The following is a 15432-nucleotide window of genomic DNA, read 5'->3' on the forward strand; positions in this document are numbered from 1 at the left end:
GCGACACCGCGCGGTACAATTCGCCGGCACCGCCGTCCCGACGGCCGTGCTTCGTGCGATGCGCGGAAATCACCGTCCGGCGACTGCACCGCCCGTCCGCCCGCCTCCCGACTCGTTGTCACGAAAGAGATTCATGGATTCAGACATCATGCGTATCGGCCAGCGCATTCGCCGCCTGCGCCGGGAAGCGAAGAAGACGCTGCTGGAAGTCGCGACCGAAGCGAAACTCTCGGTCGGGTTCCTGTCCCAGGTCGAGCGCCACCTCACGGGCATCTCGCTGTCGTCGCTCGTCAACGTCGCGAAGGCACTCGACGTGCCGCTCGGCGCGCTGATCGAGCAGCCGCGCCAGGCGCAGCCCAATTCGCACGCGGGCCGCCGCAGGCCGTACGCGCTCGACGCGTCGTCGCAGTGGTACGAACGCCTCTCCACCACGTTCGACGGCAGCCAGATCAACGCGCTCAAGGTGCGGATGATGGAAGGCTACCGATCGGAATGGGTCGCGCACGGCGGCGACGAATTCGTGTACGTGCTGGCCGGCCGGATCTGCTTCACGGTCGGCAAGAAGGATTACCCGCTGTCGCCCGGCGACTCGCTGCACTTCGACGCGCGCAAGCGGCATCGGGTCGCCAACGTGGGTGACGGGCCGGCCGAGGTGATCGCGGTCGGCACGCTGCCGCTGTTCGACGACCGTGGCGCCGGGTTCGTGTCCGCGACGATGGATCCCAGGGAACCGGCGCCCGCCGCGCGCGCGACGCCGGGCGAACCGCGCGCGAGCCGCCGCGGGCCGGCGCCCAGGCGGGCGGAGCGCGATCGCGACGCCGGCGCGAATGGAAAAGACAAGAAGGCGGCGGCCAAGCCGCGCGTATCCGCCGGCAAACGTCCGGCGGCCGCCAAGCCGGCGCGCAAGAAGAAGTCGAAACGGTTGGCGTGAGGAAGGCGCGCGACGTGCCCCCTTCCCGCCCCCTATTCGCCGATCTCGAGCGCCTGCGCGACGGCCTCGATCCGTGCGCGATGCACGGCGTCCCTGATCTTCTCCGTGTCATTGCCGATGCCGCGCGCGATTGCGCCGGCATCGACGCTGCGCGCGGCCGCGAGCGCGACGCGCAGCCGCTCGGCCTGCGGATACGGCTGGGCTTCGAGCCCGAGCCGACCGCGCGCATCCGATTCGCATGCCTGCAGCATCTCGGCGAAACGCGCCGGCTTGCGCAGTGCGTCACTGCGCTCGAACAGCCGCACCAGCTCGGCCGCGCCCATCTCCATCACGCGATGCAGGTTGCCGTGCTCGCGCGCGACCACGAGCGCGAGATCGCGGCATTCGTTCGGCACGCGCAGCCGCTCGCACAACGGCTTGAGCAGGTCGACGCTGCGGCCCTCGTGGCCGATGTGGCGCGGCAGCACGTCGGCAGGCGTCGTCGCCTTGCCGAGATCGTGCGTGAGCGCCGCGAAGCGCACCGGCAGCGAATAACCCTGCTTCGCCGCATAGTCCACCACCATCATCACGTGCACGCCGGTGTCGACCTCCGGGTGGTAGTCGGCGCGCTGCGGCACGCCCCACAACGCATCGACTTCGGGCAGCACGCGCGCGAGCGCGCCGCATGCGCGCAGCACCGCGAACATCCGCGACGGCTTCGCCTCCATCAGCCCGCGGGCGATTTCCTGCCACACGCGCTCGGGCACGAGCGCGTCGACCTCGCCCGCGTCGACCATTCGCCGCATCAGCGCGAGCGTTTCGTCCGCGACCGTGAAATCCGCGAACCGCGCGGCGAAGCGCGCGATGCGCAGGATCCGCACCGGATCCTCGACGAACGCATCGCTCACATGCCGGAACACGCGCGCGCGCAGGTCGGCCTGCCCGTCGAACGGATCGATCACGGGCCCGACCAGTTCGCCCTCCGGGCTCACCTCGCGCGCCATCGCGTTGATCGTCAGGTCGCGCCGCGCGAGATCCTCGTCGAGCGTCACGTCCGGCGCGTAGTGGAACTGGAAGCCGTGATAGCCGGCCGCCGTCTTGCGCTCGGTGCGCGCGAGCGCGTACTCCTCCTGCGTCCGCGGATGCAGGAATACCGGGAAATCCTTGCCGACCGGCCGGAACCCCTGCGCGGCCATCTGCTCGGGGGTCGCGCCCACCACCACGTAGTCGCGGTCCTGCACGGGCATGCCGAGCAATGCGTCGCGGATGGCGCCGCCTACTGCGTAGATGTTCATGGCGTCGGCTCGTACTCGGCAATCACGTTCGTTTCGCGGCGCGCGGCGTCGATCCAGCGCTGGACGGCCGGCAGCGCCGTCACGCGGGCCGCATAACCGGCCGCTTCCGGCGACAGGCCCGGCGCGTACGTATTGAAGCGCATCACGACGGGCGCGTACATGGCATCGGCGATCCCGAATTCGCCGAACAGGAACGGCCCGCCCGACGCCTCGAGACACGCGCTCCACAGCGCATCGATGCGTGCGACATCGGCGAGCGCGTCGGGCGTCGCACCGCGCCCCGGCATCGACGCGCGCACGTTCATGCCCATCTGCGTGCGCAGCGCCGCAAAACCCGAATGCATCTCGGCCGCGATGCAGCGCGCATGCGCGCGCTCGAGCGGATCGGCCGGCCACATCGGAAACTGCGGATAACGTTCGGCGAGCGTCTCGGCGATCGCGAGCGAATCCCAGATCGCGACGCCGTGGTCGTCGACCAGGCACGGCACCTTGCCGGACGGCGAATACTCGCGGATGCGTGCGGCCGTGTCATCGCGGCGCAGCTCGATCGCGATCTCGTCGAACGGAATGCCGAAATGCGCGAGCAGCAGCCACGGGCGCATCGACCACGACGAGTAGTTCTTGTCTCCAATGACGAGTTTCATGACGGTGTTCCGGATAACGCGAAGATGGAAAGGAAGACGCTGCCGGGCTAGCGGCGCGAGCGGAACCAGTCGAACCGGGAGCGCTGCGCGGCATGGCCGAGATACGCGGGCGCGATGCTTTCGAGACTCGCGGGCGAGATCCCGAGCTCCGGCGCGAGCGGCCCCGACAGCACGTTCGGCACCGACATCGTCGCGAGGTTGTCGCGCGTGAGCACGGGCTCGCCGGGCAGGCATTCGAACACGCTCGCCTGCAGCCGCGCGAGCGCGTCGGGCAGCCGTACGATGCGGGCCTGCCGGCCGACCAGCGTGCCGCAATAGCGCACCAGTTGCTCGAGCGTGTAGACGGTCGGGCCGCCGAGTTCGTAGGTCTTGCCGTGTGCGGCCGCGAGATCGAGCGCGTTGACGAACGCGCGCACGACATCGCCGACGAAGACGGGCTGGAAGCGCGCGTCCGGCATCGCGAGCGGCAGCACGGGCACGCTGCGCTGCAGGTTCGCGAACGTGTTGAGGAACGCATCGCCGGGGCCGAACACGACCGACGGGCGGAAGATCGTCAGCGCGAGCGAGTCGGTCGCCGCGATCGCATGCAGCGCGGCCTCGCCGTCGCCCTTCGAGCGCTGGTACATGCTCGGGCCGTGCGAATCGGCGCCGAGCGCGCTCATGTGCAGCACGCGCCGCACGCCCGCCTCGGTGCAGGCGGTCGCGAGCGCGGCCGGCAGCGTGACGTGCGCGCGCTCGAAGCCGGGCCCGTACGGCGTGCCGCGGCCGCCGTGCAGCACGCCGACCAGGTTGATCGCCGCGTGCGCGCCGGCGACGAAGCGCGCGAGCGTGCGCGTGTCGAGCGCTTCGAGCTCGACGATTTCGACCGGCAGCATCTGCAGGTGGCGTGCGTGGTCGCGCCGGCGCGTGCCGATCCGTACCTGCTTGCCGGATTCGATCAGCGCATTGACGAGCCGGCTGCCGATGAAGCCGGTGCCGCCCAGCAGCGCGACGGTCTGGCGATCCATGTTCGAGGCCTCGAAAGAACACTGCCGCGTCTCGCGCGGCAGTGTGAAGTTGCGTATCAGGGCGAGATCATGCCTAGACGTTTCTTCAACGACTGCGGCTTGCCCTCGAAGAGCGCCGCGTAGTACACGGTGTTCGACAGCACGTTCTTCACGTAGTCGCGCGTCTCGTTGAACGGAATCGTTTCCGCGAAGATCGCGCCTTCGACCGGCTGCGTCAACACCTGGCGCCACTGGCGCGGCCGGCCCGGGCCCGCGTTGTAGCCGGCCGTGGCGAGCACCGGCGAGCTGTCGAAGTTGTTGTAGATGTCCGCCAGATACCAGGTGCCGAGCTGGATGTTGGTATCGATGTCGTGCATCTGCGTGCGCGAGATCGTGCCCAGCCCGAGCTTTTTCGCGACCATCTGCGCGGTGGCCGGCATCAGCTGCATCAGGCCGCCCGCGCCCACCGACGAACGCGCGCTCGTGATGAAGCGCGACTCCTGGCGGATCAGCCCGTACGCCCATTCGGTGTCGAGGCCCGTCGACTGCGCGTAGCGTTCGACGATATTGCGGTACGGCGACGGGTAGCGCAGCGTGAAGTCGTGCTCGGCTTTCGTGCGGTCGGCCGTGTTGACCGTGCGGTCGAGCAGGTCGACGCGCTTGCCGTATTCGGCCGCGGCCAGCAACTGGCGATCGGTCATCCCGCGCAGCGGCCAGTTCCATTCCCGGTTGCCTTCGAGGCGCAGGTTCAGCGCATAGAAACGCTGCGCAAGCGCGAAGCCCGGAATCTTGCTCATCGCGTCGATCTCGGCGTCGCTCACCTTCGTGCGCGGCGGGATCGTCGTGCGCTGGCCGAGCTCTTCGCCGGCAAGCTGCCCGTAGAAGTTGAACTGGCCCGCAACCTGCTCGAATTCCTGGTTCGCCTGCAGCGTGTCGCCGCTCTGCTTGAGCGCGCGCGCATGCCAGTAGATCCAGGCCGGATCGTCACGCAGCGACGGCGGCATCTGCTCGATCGACCAGCGCACCATCGGCCAGTTGCCGGCGAGCAGCGCGGCGCGCGTGCGCCATTCGTAGCCCGGGTTCGACAGCGGCGCGTTCGTGGATTTCGCATACCAGACCGATGCGAGCGGCGAGCGCTTGATCGCGCCCTGGTAGCCGATCGCACCCCACGCGATCGCCTGCTCCTGCTTGGTCAGCGACGCGGCGACCGACGTCAGCATCCCGGCTGCCGCGTCCGGATCGTTGCGCGCCATGCGGCCGAGCGCGATCAGCGCGAGCTGGTGCGAGGTCGCGTCGGGGCCGACGCCGCGCGCGAGGTACAGCGGCGGCGCGCTCGTCGCCTGGTCGAAGCCGACCGGGCGCGGGCCGAGCGCATCGACGATCTTGCCGCCGAGCGTCGTGTAGTTCTGCTCGTACGCGAGGCGCGCCTGCTGCCACACGTCGTCGCTCGTGAACTGCTGGTTGACCGTCAGCGCGGTGATCAGGTCGACGCACGCGTCGCCGTAATTCTTCGGCTCGACGAGCAGCGCGCGTGCCGCATCGGCGACGTTCTCGCCGCGCGCCGCGCGCGATTCGAGCGCATAGCACTTGACCTGCGTGTCGTCGTCGAGCACGAAGCGCTTGTATTGCTCGTCGAAGTTGCGCCAGTCGTGGCGCGCGCCGAGCACGAGCAGGTAGTCGTTGCGCAGGCGGTCGGCGATCGCCTGGCCGTCGTAGCGCTGCAGGAACGACTGCACGGGCGCGTCCGGCGCGTCCACGCGCGCACGGCCCGTCGAATCGAACAGCTGCGGCTTGATCTGGAAATACTCGACGTAGGACGGTACCGGATAGTTCGGGATCATCGACGCGAGCTGCGCGGCTTTCGCAGCGTCGTTGCGACGCGCGGCTTCACGAAGCTGCACGAAGGTCTGGTCGTCCCCGGCGACCGTATCGTCGTTCGGCGCGGCGCACGCGGCCGTGCCCGCGACGAGCGCGGTGGCCGAAAGCGTCAGCGCGACCGCGCGATATACTCGGAAAAGGCTGTTCGACATCGTTTTGAATGGAGCACGAAGTGAGCGAAAGCATAGCACGCAACCCTGTGCCCAACCCGAAGGTTGCGCTACGCAAAACGCTGTCCGGCGCGCGGCGCGACGCCGCGTCGCAACCCGCCGCGAACGCCGCGCTCGACGCGCGGCTGCGCACGCTGCTCGAACGGCTCGCGCCGCGCACGGTCGGGTTCTACTGGCCGCTGCCGGGCGAATTCGATGCGCGCGATGCGGTGCTCGCGTGGTGCGCGGCCGGGGCCGGCAGGCAGGCCGCGCTGCCCGTGATCGACGAGCGGCACACGCCGCTCGAGTTCCATGCGTGGGACGCGCACACGCCGATGCGCGAAGGTCATCACCGGATTCCGGAACCGGCGTCGGGAATCGTCGTCGTGCCCGACCTTTTGCTGATTCCCTGCTTGGGATTCGATCTGCAGCGCTACCGGCTCGGCTACGGCGGCGGCTACTACGACCGCACGCTCGCCGCATGGCCGGGCAGCGAGCCGCCCGTGACGGTCGGCATCGCCTATGAAGCGTGCCGGGTCGAGGCGCTGCCGGCCGAAGCGCACGATCTCGCGCTGCGCTGGATCGTGACCGACGGCGCGCTGTACCCGGCCGCCGGATGATACGGCGGGCGGCACCGCACCGGTCGTCGCACCGCCCGTCCGCGCACCGCCGCGCGCCCTCCGGCGCAACCGTTTACAGCGACGCCGCCGCGCGCGCGGCCGTGTCGTACAGGCCCGATGCGTTGCGCAGCAACTGCGCCGCGTCGCCGATCTGCGCGTTGGTGAGCCCGCTGTCCTTCAGCGTCTCGATCAGGCAGTGCTCGCGCACCTCGCGGTACTTCAGGCACAGGTCGCGGCCCGCGTCGGTCGCGAAGAAGAACACTTCCTTGCCGCTCTTCTCGCTCTTCACATAGCCGCGGGCGATCAGTTTTTTCAGCGCATAGGTCGCGACGTGCGTATCCTCGATGTTGAGCACGAAGCAGATGTCGGCGAGCTTCTTCTTGCGTTCGCGATGGCTGACGTGATGCAGCAGCGACACCTCGACCGCCGTCATGTCCTTCGCGCCGGCCGCCGACATGCAGCGCACCATCCACCGGTTGAACGCGTTGCCTGCCATGATGAGCCCGTATTCGAGCTCCGACAGCTCCGCGCTCGAATCGGAAACGAGGTGTTCGGATGACACGATCTTGGTCGCAGGACGCTTCATGGAAAGGCGGAGCAAGCCGGTTGACAGGGTGTGCCGAGTGTACGCCAGAAGCCCCGGCATACGGGCTAGGCGAAAACGCTTATTGGGAAGTTGTCGATATTTTATTGACAATGTGCGCTAACATTGCCGTCCGAACCGTGCCAGTCCGATGACGCAACCCCGCATTTATCCGCTCGGCGATGCCGCCCTCGTCTGCGAGGTGCCGCCGCCCGCCACGCTCGATTGCCAGCGCCGCGTCTGGGCCGTTGCCGAGGCCGCGCGCGCGTGGCCTGACGTGATCGACGTCGTGCCCGGCATGAACAACCTGACGATCGTGTTCGACCCGCTCGCCACGACGGCCGAGTCGCTCACGCCGGCGCTGCGCGACGCGTGGGAGACCGCCGACGTCGAACACGCGGACGGCCGCGAGGTCGAGATTCCGGTCGAGTACGGCGGCGCCGCCGGCCCCGATCTGCCGGCCGTCGCCGCCCATACCGGCCTGTCGGTCGACGAGGTCGTCGCGCGCCACGCGGCCGGCGCCTACGTCGTGTTCTTCGTCGGTTTCCAGCCGGGCTTCGCGTATCTCGGCGGGCTCGACGCGGCGCTGCACATGCCGCGCCGCGCGGCGCCGCGCCTCGAGGTGCCGGCCGGCTCGGTCGGCATCGGCGGTGCGCAGACGGGCATCTACCCGGCCACGTCGCCCGGCGGCTGGCAGCTGATCGGCCGCACGACGCACGTGCTGTTCGATCCGGCGCGGCCGCAGCCGACGCTGCTGCTGCCCGGCGACCGGGTCCGCTTCACCATTGCGGGAGTCGACGCACGATGACCCAGAGCAACGCACCGGGCACCATCGAGGTGGTGCGAGCCGGCCCGCTGACCACCGTGCAGGATCTCGGGCGCCGCGGCGCGCGCCATCTCGGCGTCGCGCAGGGTGGCGCGCTCGACGGCCTCGCGCTCGAAGTCGGCAACCGGCTGGTCGGCAACCGCCCCGATGCGGCGGCCATCGAGATCACGATCGGTCCGGCCGCCTTCCGCTTCACGCGCGCGTCCCGCATCGCGATCACCGGCACCGAGTTCGGTGCAACGCTCGACGGCCGGCGCGTATATTCATGGTGGAGCCTGCCGGTCGAGGCCGGGCAGACGCTCGTGCTGCCCGCCGCGAAACGCGGGATGCGCGGCTACCTGTGCATCGCCGGCGGCATCGACGTACTGCCGATGCTCGGCTCGCGCAGCACCGATCTCGCATCGCGCTTCGGGGGCCTCGGCGGCCGCGCGCTGCGCGACGGCGATCGCCTCCCGGTCGGCGTGCTTCCGGCCGGGATGGGCTGCCTCGCGGCCGACGCGCCCGAATTCGGCGTCAAGGCGCCGGCGTGGTGCGCGTTCGTGCGCGTCGACGAGCCGCCGCGCCGTCACCGCCCTGCGCATGCGCCGTGGGCGATGCCCGTGCGCGTGCTGCCGGGCCCCGACTACGCGTCGTTCGCCGCCGATTCGCAGCAGGCGTTCTGGGACGAGGAATGGCTTGTCACGGCCAACAGCAACCGCATGGGCTATCGGCTTGCCGGCGTCGAACTCGTGCGCGAGCGGCCGGCCGAGTTGCTGTCGCACGCGGTGCTGCCCGGCACGATCCAGGTGCCGCCGAACGGCCAGCCGATCGTGCTGATGCACGATGCGCAGACCACCGGCGGCTACCCGAAGATCGGCACGGTGATCCGTGCGGATCTGTGGAAACTCGCGCAGGCGCGGCTCAACCTGCCGATCCGCTTCGTGCGCACGACACCCGATGCCGCGCGCGCCGCGCTGGCCGCGGAACGTGCCTATCTGCGGCAGATCGACGTGGCGATCGACATGCGCGAGGAAGCGCGCCGCCGCGCCCAGTCGCGTGCGGCGTGACAATAGCGGTAGCGATACCGAACGCAGTAGCAGTAGAGAAGACGGGCCACGCAATCCGTGGACGAGGAACATCATGGAAATCGATCTGAATGCCGATCTCGGCGAAGGATGCGGTTCGGACGAGGCGCTGCTCGACCTCGTGACGTCCGCGAACATCGCATGCGGGTGGCATGCGGGCGGGGCGAACGCGATGCGCGATTGCGTGCGCTGGGCCGTGCAGAAAGGCGTGGCGATCGGCGCGCACCCGAGCTTTCACGATCCGGAGAATTTCGGCCGCAAGGAAATGCAACTGCCGGCCAGCGACATCTACGCGGGCGTGCTGTACCAGCTCGGTGCGCTGTCGGCGATCGCGCAGGCCGAAGGCGGGCGCATCGCGCACGTGAAACCGCACGGCGCGCTGTACAACCAGGCCGCGCGCGACCCGATGATCGCCGATGCGGTGGTGTCCGCGATCCGCGATTTCGATCCGTCGCTCGCGGTGTTCGGGCTCGCGAACAGCGTGTTCGTCGCGGCCGCGCGGCACGCGGGGCTCGCCGCGGTGGAGGAAGTGTTCGCCGATCGCGGCTACCGCGCGGACGGCTCGCTCGTGCCGCGCAACCAGCCCGGCGCACTGATCGACGACGAGGACACGATGATCGCGCGCACGCTGGACATGGTGCGCAGCCGGCAGGTGCGTGCGATCGACGGCGAATGGGTGATGCTCAATGCGCAGACCGTCTGCCTGCACGGTGACGGGCCGCACGCGCTGGTATTCGCGAAACGGATTCGCGCCGCGCTCGAGGCGGTGGGTGTCGACGTGGTCGCACCCGGCATGCTGCAGGCCGACGAACGCGCGTGATCCGGCCGATCGCGCAAGCGGGCGCACCATCCGTCGTACAAAAGAAAAAAGCGCCCTCGTGGCGCTTTTCCGTTGGCGCAATCGCTGCGGCTTCGCCGTCTGTCGATTCGCCCCCCGAAACCGTCTTGCGACGGTGACCGGAAAAACATTCCGGATTAAAAAACGTCCGCCGCCGCCCGATTACTGCCTTTCCCCGGTGGGACGACGGAACGTCGATTATCCCGCAAGTCGGCCTGCATGCCTTGTTGTTGTCCGACGATGATTGGCCCCGCCGTACATGCAGACACTTCCGCGGCCGGCACGTGCATCACGTGCCGGCAACGCGCTAACCCCGCGCTTTATTTTCTGCTACCCCGTAGAACTTTTTCTATTCTTTTCATTTTTTCAACTTGTGGATCGAAGAATAGATATTGGCAGATCGGGATGTCAATCGTTTGAAACGCTATTTTCTGACGATTTGAGGGTTTTCCTTATCGAACAGCGTGCCCATACAGGCGTTTGAGCCGGGCGCACGACGTCAATCAAACAGGGGAAGATCGGTTCGGGCGCGGCGGCGGCGATCAGTTCGCGTCGACGCTGTAACCTTGTTGACGCAACAATTCGAGCACGCCGCGCGGGCCGCCCAGGTGCAGCGCGCCGATCGCGACGAACAGCGGCCGGTTCGGTGCGGCGATTGCCGTCATTCGTGCAACGAAGCGGCGGTTGCGCTCGTACACGATCTTGTTGTCGATCGACGCCGACAACGCCTTCGAACGCGCGAGCCGTTCGCTCTTCGCGACCGCCCACGCCGAGATCGCATCGGCGTCGCCAATTCGCCACAGTCGGTGCAGCGACTTGATGTCGTCGGCGTTCTGCGCGGGCGTCTGCACCATGTCCTGCGCGAGCATCTCGCGCTGCTCGGCAAGCGTCAGCCCGGTGAACGCACGCATCTGTTCGGCGAGCGTCTCGAGCCCGATCACGCGGCCGCCCTTCTTCTTCAGGAACACGTTCTGCAACTGCGCCTCGGTGCCGTATTCGGTCTGCAGGCCGGCCGACAGCGAATCGTAGGTCTCGACGACGAGCGCCGCGAGCCATGGCCGCATCTTGCGGATCTCGGCGAGCGCGGCCGGATTGCCGCGCAGGCGCGCCGCGAGCCGCTGCCACAGCGGCTCGGGCAGCAGGCGCTGCAGGCACGGGTAGCGGCATACACCGTACTTCGACACGTCGTCCTGCGATTCGAGCAGATCGTCGGGCGACAGCTCGAGCGCGAGCGTCGGCGACGCGGCGAGCGCGGCGAGGATGCGCGGCCGGAACGGCTGCGCGCTCGGGTAATCGGACGGGTCGCCCGTGTGCAGCGTGCCGAGCACGTAGAGCGTGACCTTGCCCTTGGTTGCCACGTAAAACGGCATGCGCGCGGGCTGCACGCGCACGGTGCCGCGCGACACCGTGCCGTCCGACACGGCGGGCGCGTGGAAGCCCGGCAGGCTCATGCCGGGCGGCGGGACTTGCGACGGATGGATCGGTGAAGTGGCCGGCGCGCGCCCTTCGGCGCGCGCGGATTCGACAGGAACCACGAGGCTGGCCGCCACGCACGCGCCGGCCAGCGCCGCGCCCGTGACGGTACGCACGCTCCAGCGCCGCGCGTAGCGGCACGCGCGCATCACGCGTGCACTGCCGGCCCCCGCACGGCGCACGCCGGACGCGCGCGCCGCCAACGCTTCAGGCATTCGCCTCCCCTACCTCCTCGGCCCGATGGCAGGCTACGCGCCGGCCGTCGACCTCGCGCAACTGCGGCTCCTCCGCCCGGCAGCGCTCGACCGCGTACGGGCAGCGCTGGTGGAACGCGCAGCCCGACGGCGGATTGAGCGGCGACGGCAGTTCGCCCTGCAGTTTGATCTGCACGCGGCGGTCTTCCTCGAAGATCGCCGGCGTCGCCGACATCAGCGCGCGCGTGTACGGATGACGCGGCCGGGCGTAGATCGTTGCCTTGTCGCCCAGCTCCGCGACGCTGCCGAAGTACATCACCATCACGTCGTCCGCCACGTGCTCGACCACCGACAGGTTGTGCGAGATGAACACGTAGCTCGTCTTGAACTGCTCCTGCAGATCCATGAACAGGTTCAGGATCTGCGCCTGGATCGACACGTCGAGCGCGGACACCGGCTCGTCGGCGACGACGATGCGCGGATCGAGGATCATCGCGCGCGCGATCGCGACACGCTGGCGCTGGCCGCCCGAGAACATGTGCGGATAACGCTTCGCGTGCTCGGGCCGCAGGCCGACCGTGCGCATGATCTGCGCGATGCGCTGCGCGCGTTCGGCGGCCGTCAGGTTCGCGTTGATCTCGAGCGGCTCGGAAAGCGTCTGTTCGACGGTCTTGCGCGGGTTGAGCGACGCGAACGGGTTCTGGAACACCATCTGCACGCGGCGGCGCAGGTCGGCAACCGTCTCGCGGCTTGCGCCGGCCACGTTCTTGCCGTCGATCGCCAGACTGCCCGACGTCGGCGTTTCGATCATCGTCAGCTGGCGGGCGAGCGTCGACTTCCCGCAGCCCGATTCGCCGACGACGGCGAGCGTCTTGCCGCGCTTGAGCGAGAACGACACGCCGTTCAGCGCCTTCACCGTGCCCTGCCCGAACATCCCGCGCTTCACCGAATAGTGTTTCGCGAGGCCGTCGGCCACCAGCACGGCTTCCTCGTCGTGCGGCGTGGCACGCGTTTGATTGACTGCATTCATCGTGCGCCTCCCGTCAGGTCGAGGTTGGAAACGTTGAGCGGCTTGATGCAGCGTGCGCGCATCGCATCGTTGCCGGACACCAGCGTGTCGAGCGCCGGCCGCGCCTTGCGGCAGTCGTCGACGACGTACTTGCAGCGCGGCGCGAACAGGCACCCGGACGGGCGATCATCGCGGCCCGGCACCATGCCGGGCAATGCGGCAAGGCGACGCGCCCCCTTATTGTGCTCGGGAATCGCGGCGAGCAGCGCTTCGGTATACGGATGATGCGGCGCGCGGAAGATGTCGGGCACGCGGTTGGTCTCGATCACCTCGCCCGCGTACATCACCGCCACGCGCTGCGCGACCTCGGACACCACGGCCAGGTCGTGCGAGATCAGCACGAGCGCCATCCCGCGCTCCTTCTGCAGCTTCACGAGCAGGTCCATGATCTGCGCCTGGATCGTCACGTCGAGCGCGGTGGTCGGCTCGTCGGCGATCAGGAGCTTCGGGTTGCACGCCACCGCCATCGCGATCATCACGCGCTGGTTCATCCCGCCCGACATCTGGTGCGGGAACGACGCGATGCGGTTCTTCGCATCGGGAATGCCGACCTGGTCGAGCAGCTCGAGCGCGCGCCGGTGCAGCGCGTCGCCGCGCAAGCCTTCGTGCAGCCTCAGCACTTCCTTGATCTGATAGCCGACCGTATAGCTCGGGTTCAGGCTCGTCAGCGCGTCCTGGAACACCATCGCGATGTCCTTGCCGACGATCTTGCGGCGCGCTTTCGGCGACGCCTTCAGCAGGTCGACACCGTTGAACGTGACCTCGTCGGCCGTCACCTTGCCCGGCGCGTCGATCAGGCCCATCAGCGCCATCATCGTCACGCTCTTGCCCGAGCCCGATTCGCCGACGACGCCCACCACCTCGCCGGGCGCGATCGACAGGTTGATCCGGTCGACCGCGGGCAGGCCGTTGAAGTTCACCGCGAGATTGCGGATGGTCAGAAGATCTTGGCTCATGTTTACGCCATCCGTTTCAGTTTGGGGTCGAGCGCGTCACGCAGCCCGTCGCCGAGCAGGTTGATCGCGAGCACCGAAATCAGGATCGACAGGCCCGGCATCGTCACGATCCACCATGCGTTGTCGATATAGTCGCGCGCGGAAGCCAGCATCGCGCCCCACTCGGCGGTCGGCGGTTGCACGCCGAGGCCGAGGAAGCCGAGCGCGGCCGCGTCGAGGATCGCCGACGAGAAGCCGAGCGTCGCCTGCACGATCAGCGGCGCCGTGCAGTTCGGCAGCACCTGCGAGAACATCAGGCGCAGCGTGCCGGCGCCGGCCACGCGCGACGCCGTCACGTATTCCTTCTGCAGCTCGCCGAGCGCCGACGCGCGCGTGAGGCGCACATAGGCCGGCAGCGCGACGATCGCGATCGCGAACATCGTGTTGGTGAGGCCCGGGCCGATGATCGCGACGACCGCGACCGCGAGCAGCAGCGACGGCAGCGCGAGCAGCACGTCCATGATGCGCATCACGGGCGTGTCGGCCCACTTCTGGAAGAACGCGGCGACGAGCCCGAGCACGATGCCGGGGATCAGCGCGAGCACGACCGACACGAAGCCGATCCAGAACGACATCCGCGCGCCGTACATCAGGCGCGAAAGAATGTCGCGGCCCGCTTCGTCGGTGCCGAGGATGAATTTCCAGTTGCCGCCTTCGAGCCACGCGGGCGGGATCTTCACGAAGTCGCGGTATTGCTCGACCGGGCTGTGCGGCGCGAGCAGCGGGGCGAGCAGCGCGACCAGGATCAGCACGATCACGACGATGCCGGCGCCGACGGCGCCGCGGTTGCGCGAGAAGTTGGCCCAGAACTCGCGCAGCGCGAGCGCACGGCCGCCGGCCGGCGCGGATTCGGTCGGCAGGGTATTTTGCAGATTGCTCATGGGATTACCTCGTGTGGCGGATGCGCGGATTCAGCACGCCGTACAGCAGGTCGACGACCAGGTTCACGACGATCACGAGCGTCGCGATCAGCAGGATGCCGCCCTGGACGACCGGATAGTCGCGGCGGCCGATCGCATCGATCAGCCACTTGCCGACACCGGGCCACGAAAAGAGCGTCTCGGTCAGCACGGCGCCCGCGAGCAGCGTGCCGATCTGCAGGCCGATCACGGTGACGACCGGGATCAGCGCATTGCGCAGCGCATGCACGACGACCACGCGCGCGGGCGACAGCCCCTTCGCGCGCGCGGTGCGGATGTAGTCCTCGCGCAGCACTTCGAGCATCGACGAGCGCGTCATCCGCGCGATCACCGCGAGCGGGATCGTGCCGAGCACGATCGCGGGCAGGATCAGGTGACTGACCGCCGACTTGAACGAGCCTTCGTCCGGCGCGAGCAGCGCGTCGATCAGCATGAAGCCCGTCGGGTGCGGGAAGTCGTATTCGACGGCGATGCGCCCCGACACGGGGGTCCAGCCGAGGTATGACGAAAACACCATGATGAGGATCAGCCCCCACCAGAAGATCGGCATCGAGTAGCCGGTGAGCGCGGTGCCCATCACGCCATGGTCCACGACCGAGCCGCGCCGCAACGCGGCGATCACGCCGGCCGGCAGCCCGACCGCGAGCGCGAACACGAGTGCGCACAGCGACAGCTCGACGGTCGCCGGGAAGCGCGCGAAGAACTCGCCCGCCACGCTCGTGTTGGTGATGATCGACGTGCCGAGGTCGCCATGCAGCGCCCGGCCGATGTAGTGGAGGTACTGCATGGGCAGCGGCTGGTCGAGCCCGAGGCGTTTCATCGCCTCCGCATGCATCGCGGGATCGACGCCGCGCTCGCCCATCATCACTTCGATGGGGTCGCCCGGTATCAGGTGAATCAGCGCAAACGCCAGGATGGTGATACCGATGAAAGTCGGGATCACCATGCCCACGCGGCGCAACACGAATGTGAACATGATGCGTCTCGT

15 protein-coding genes are annotated in these 15432 nt (G+C 68.6%); 5 read left to right on the plus strand and 10 right to left on the minus strand.

The genetic code is table 11. The annotated features are described in order from the left end of the window. Window positions 1-133 precede the first annotated feature (133 nt). Window positions 134-931 (plus strand): XRE family transcriptional regulator, encoded by a 798-nt coding sequence (locus HWX39_RS28270; RefSeq protein ID WP_175971010.1) that lies wholly within the window; start codon window positions 134-136, stop codon window positions 929-931. 32 nt (window positions 932-963) lie between these two features. Here HWX39_RS28270 and HWX39_RS28275 read toward each other — a convergent pair whose 3' ends face one another. From HWX39_RS28275 to HWX39_RS28290, 4 genes are read right to left on the minus strand one after another with little or no spacing between them, the layout of a single operon-like run. Beyond that, on the minus strand, window positions 964-2205 hold the full coding sequence (locus HWX39_RS28275; RefSeq protein WP_175971011.1) for a multifunctional CCA addition/repair protein: 1242 nt from the start codon (window positions 2203-2205) through the stop codon (window positions 964-966). Next, window positions 2202-2849: a glutathione S-transferase family protein gene (locus HWX39_RS28280; RefSeq protein ID WP_175971012.1), complete on the minus strand. Its 648-nt coding sequence runs from the start codon at window positions 2847-2849 to the stop codon at window positions 2202-2204. The genes HWX39_RS28275 and HWX39_RS28280 overlap by 4 nt, the downstream gene beginning before the upstream one ends. Before the next feature lie 47 nt (window positions 2850-2896). Continuing rightward, complete coding sequence (locus tag HWX39_RS28285) at window positions 2897-3856, minus strand: complex I NDUFA9 subunit family protein (RefSeq protein WP_175971013.1); 960 nt, start codon at window positions 3854-3856, stop codon at window positions 2897-2899. Between the two features lie 56 nt (window positions 3857-3912). After that, the gene (locus HWX39_RS28290) at window positions 3913-5865 is read right to left on the minus strand and encodes a lytic transglycosylase domain-containing protein (RefSeq protein ID WP_175971014.1); all 1953 of its coding nucleotides are present in this window, start codon (window positions 5863-5865) and stop codon (window positions 3913-3915) included. A gap of 8 nt (window positions 5866-5873) precedes the next feature. Between HWX39_RS28290 and HWX39_RS28295 the strand changes: the two genes are divergently transcribed. Continuing rightward, window positions 5874-6482 (plus strand): 5-formyltetrahydrofolate cyclo-ligase, encoded by a 609-nt coding sequence (locus HWX39_RS28295; protein WP_175971015.1) that lies wholly within the window; start codon window positions 5874-5876, stop codon window positions 6480-6482. Between the two features lie 73 nt (window positions 6483-6555). Here HWX39_RS28295 and HWX39_RS28300 read toward each other — a convergent pair whose 3' ends face one another. Beyond that, window positions 6556-7068 carry a winged helix DNA-binding protein gene (locus HWX39_RS28300; protein WP_175971016.1) on the minus strand — a complete coding sequence of 171 codons (513 nt, stop codon included), beginning with the start codon at window positions 7066-7068 and terminating at the stop codon, window positions 6556-6558. Between the two features lie 148 nt (window positions 7069-7216). Here HWX39_RS28300 and pxpB point away from each other — a divergent pair, with 148 nt between their 5' ends. The 3 genes from pxpB to pxpA all read left to right on the plus strand — a co-directional run bounded on the left by pxpB (window position 7217) and on the right by pxpA (window position 9775). Then, entirely contained in the window at window positions 7217-7873 is a 657-nt protein-coding gene (gene pxpB / locus HWX39_RS28305) for a 5-oxoprolinase subunit PxpB (protein ID WP_175971017.1), read from the plus strand. Further along, complete coding sequence (locus HWX39_RS28310; RefSeq protein ID WP_175971018.1) at window positions 7870-8937, plus strand: biotin-dependent carboxyltransferase family protein; 1068 nt, start codon at window positions 7870-7872, stop codon at window positions 8935-8937. Before pxpB ends, HWX39_RS28310 begins: the two co-directional genes overlap by 4 nt. A gap of 73 nt (window positions 8938-9010) precedes the next feature. After that, on the plus strand, window positions 9011-9775 hold the full coding sequence (gene pxpA, locus HWX39_RS28315) for a 5-oxoprolinase subunit PxpA (RefSeq protein WP_175971019.1): 765 nt from the start codon (window positions 9011-9013) through the stop codon (window positions 9773-9775). 560 nt (window positions 9776-10335) lie between these two features. On the opposite strand, the gene HWX39_RS28320 is transcribed toward pxpA, so the two are convergent. Genes HWX39_RS28320 through HWX39_RS28340 form a run of 5 tightly spaced genes read right to left on the minus strand, consistent with a single transcriptional unit; the run spans window position 10336 to window position 15420 of the window. Beyond that, window positions 10336-11481: a TraB/GumN family protein gene (locus HWX39_RS28320; RefSeq protein ID WP_175971020.1), complete on the minus strand. Its 1146-nt coding sequence runs from the start codon at window positions 11479-11481 to the stop codon at window positions 10336-10338. Further along, window positions 11474-12490 carry a peptide ABC transporter ATP-binding protein gene (locus HWX39_RS28325; protein ID WP_175971021.1) on the minus strand — a complete coding sequence of 339 codons (1017 nt, stop codon included), beginning with the start codon at window positions 12488-12490 and terminating at the stop codon, window positions 11474-11476. Before HWX39_RS28325 ends, HWX39_RS28320 begins: the two co-directional genes overlap by 8 nt. Beyond that, window positions 12487-13485, minus strand: coding sequence for an ABC transporter ATP-binding protein (locus HWX39_RS28330; RefSeq protein WP_175971022.1), 999 nt, complete (start codon window positions 13483-13485; stop codon window positions 12487-12489). The genes HWX39_RS28325 and HWX39_RS28330 overlap by 4 nt, the downstream gene beginning before the upstream one ends. A gap of 2 nt (window positions 13486-13487) precedes the next feature. Then, window positions 13488-14405: an ABC transporter permease subunit gene (locus HWX39_RS28335; RefSeq protein ID WP_089441227.1), complete on the minus strand. Its 918-nt coding sequence runs from the start codon at window positions 14403-14405 to the stop codon at window positions 13488-13490. A gap of 4 nt (window positions 14406-14409) precedes the next feature. Further along, window positions 14410-15420, minus strand: coding sequence for an ABC transporter permease subunit (locus tag HWX39_RS28340; protein ID WP_011353491.1), 1011 nt, complete (start codon window positions 15418-15420; stop codon window positions 14410-14412). Window positions 15421-15432 lie beyond the last annotated feature (12 nt).

This window comes from Burkholderia sp. BCC0322, assembly GCF_902833045.1.
In the GTDB taxonomy this organism is placed as follows: domain Bacteria; phylum Pseudomonadota; class Gammaproteobacteria; order Burkholderiales; family Burkholderiaceae; genus Burkholderia.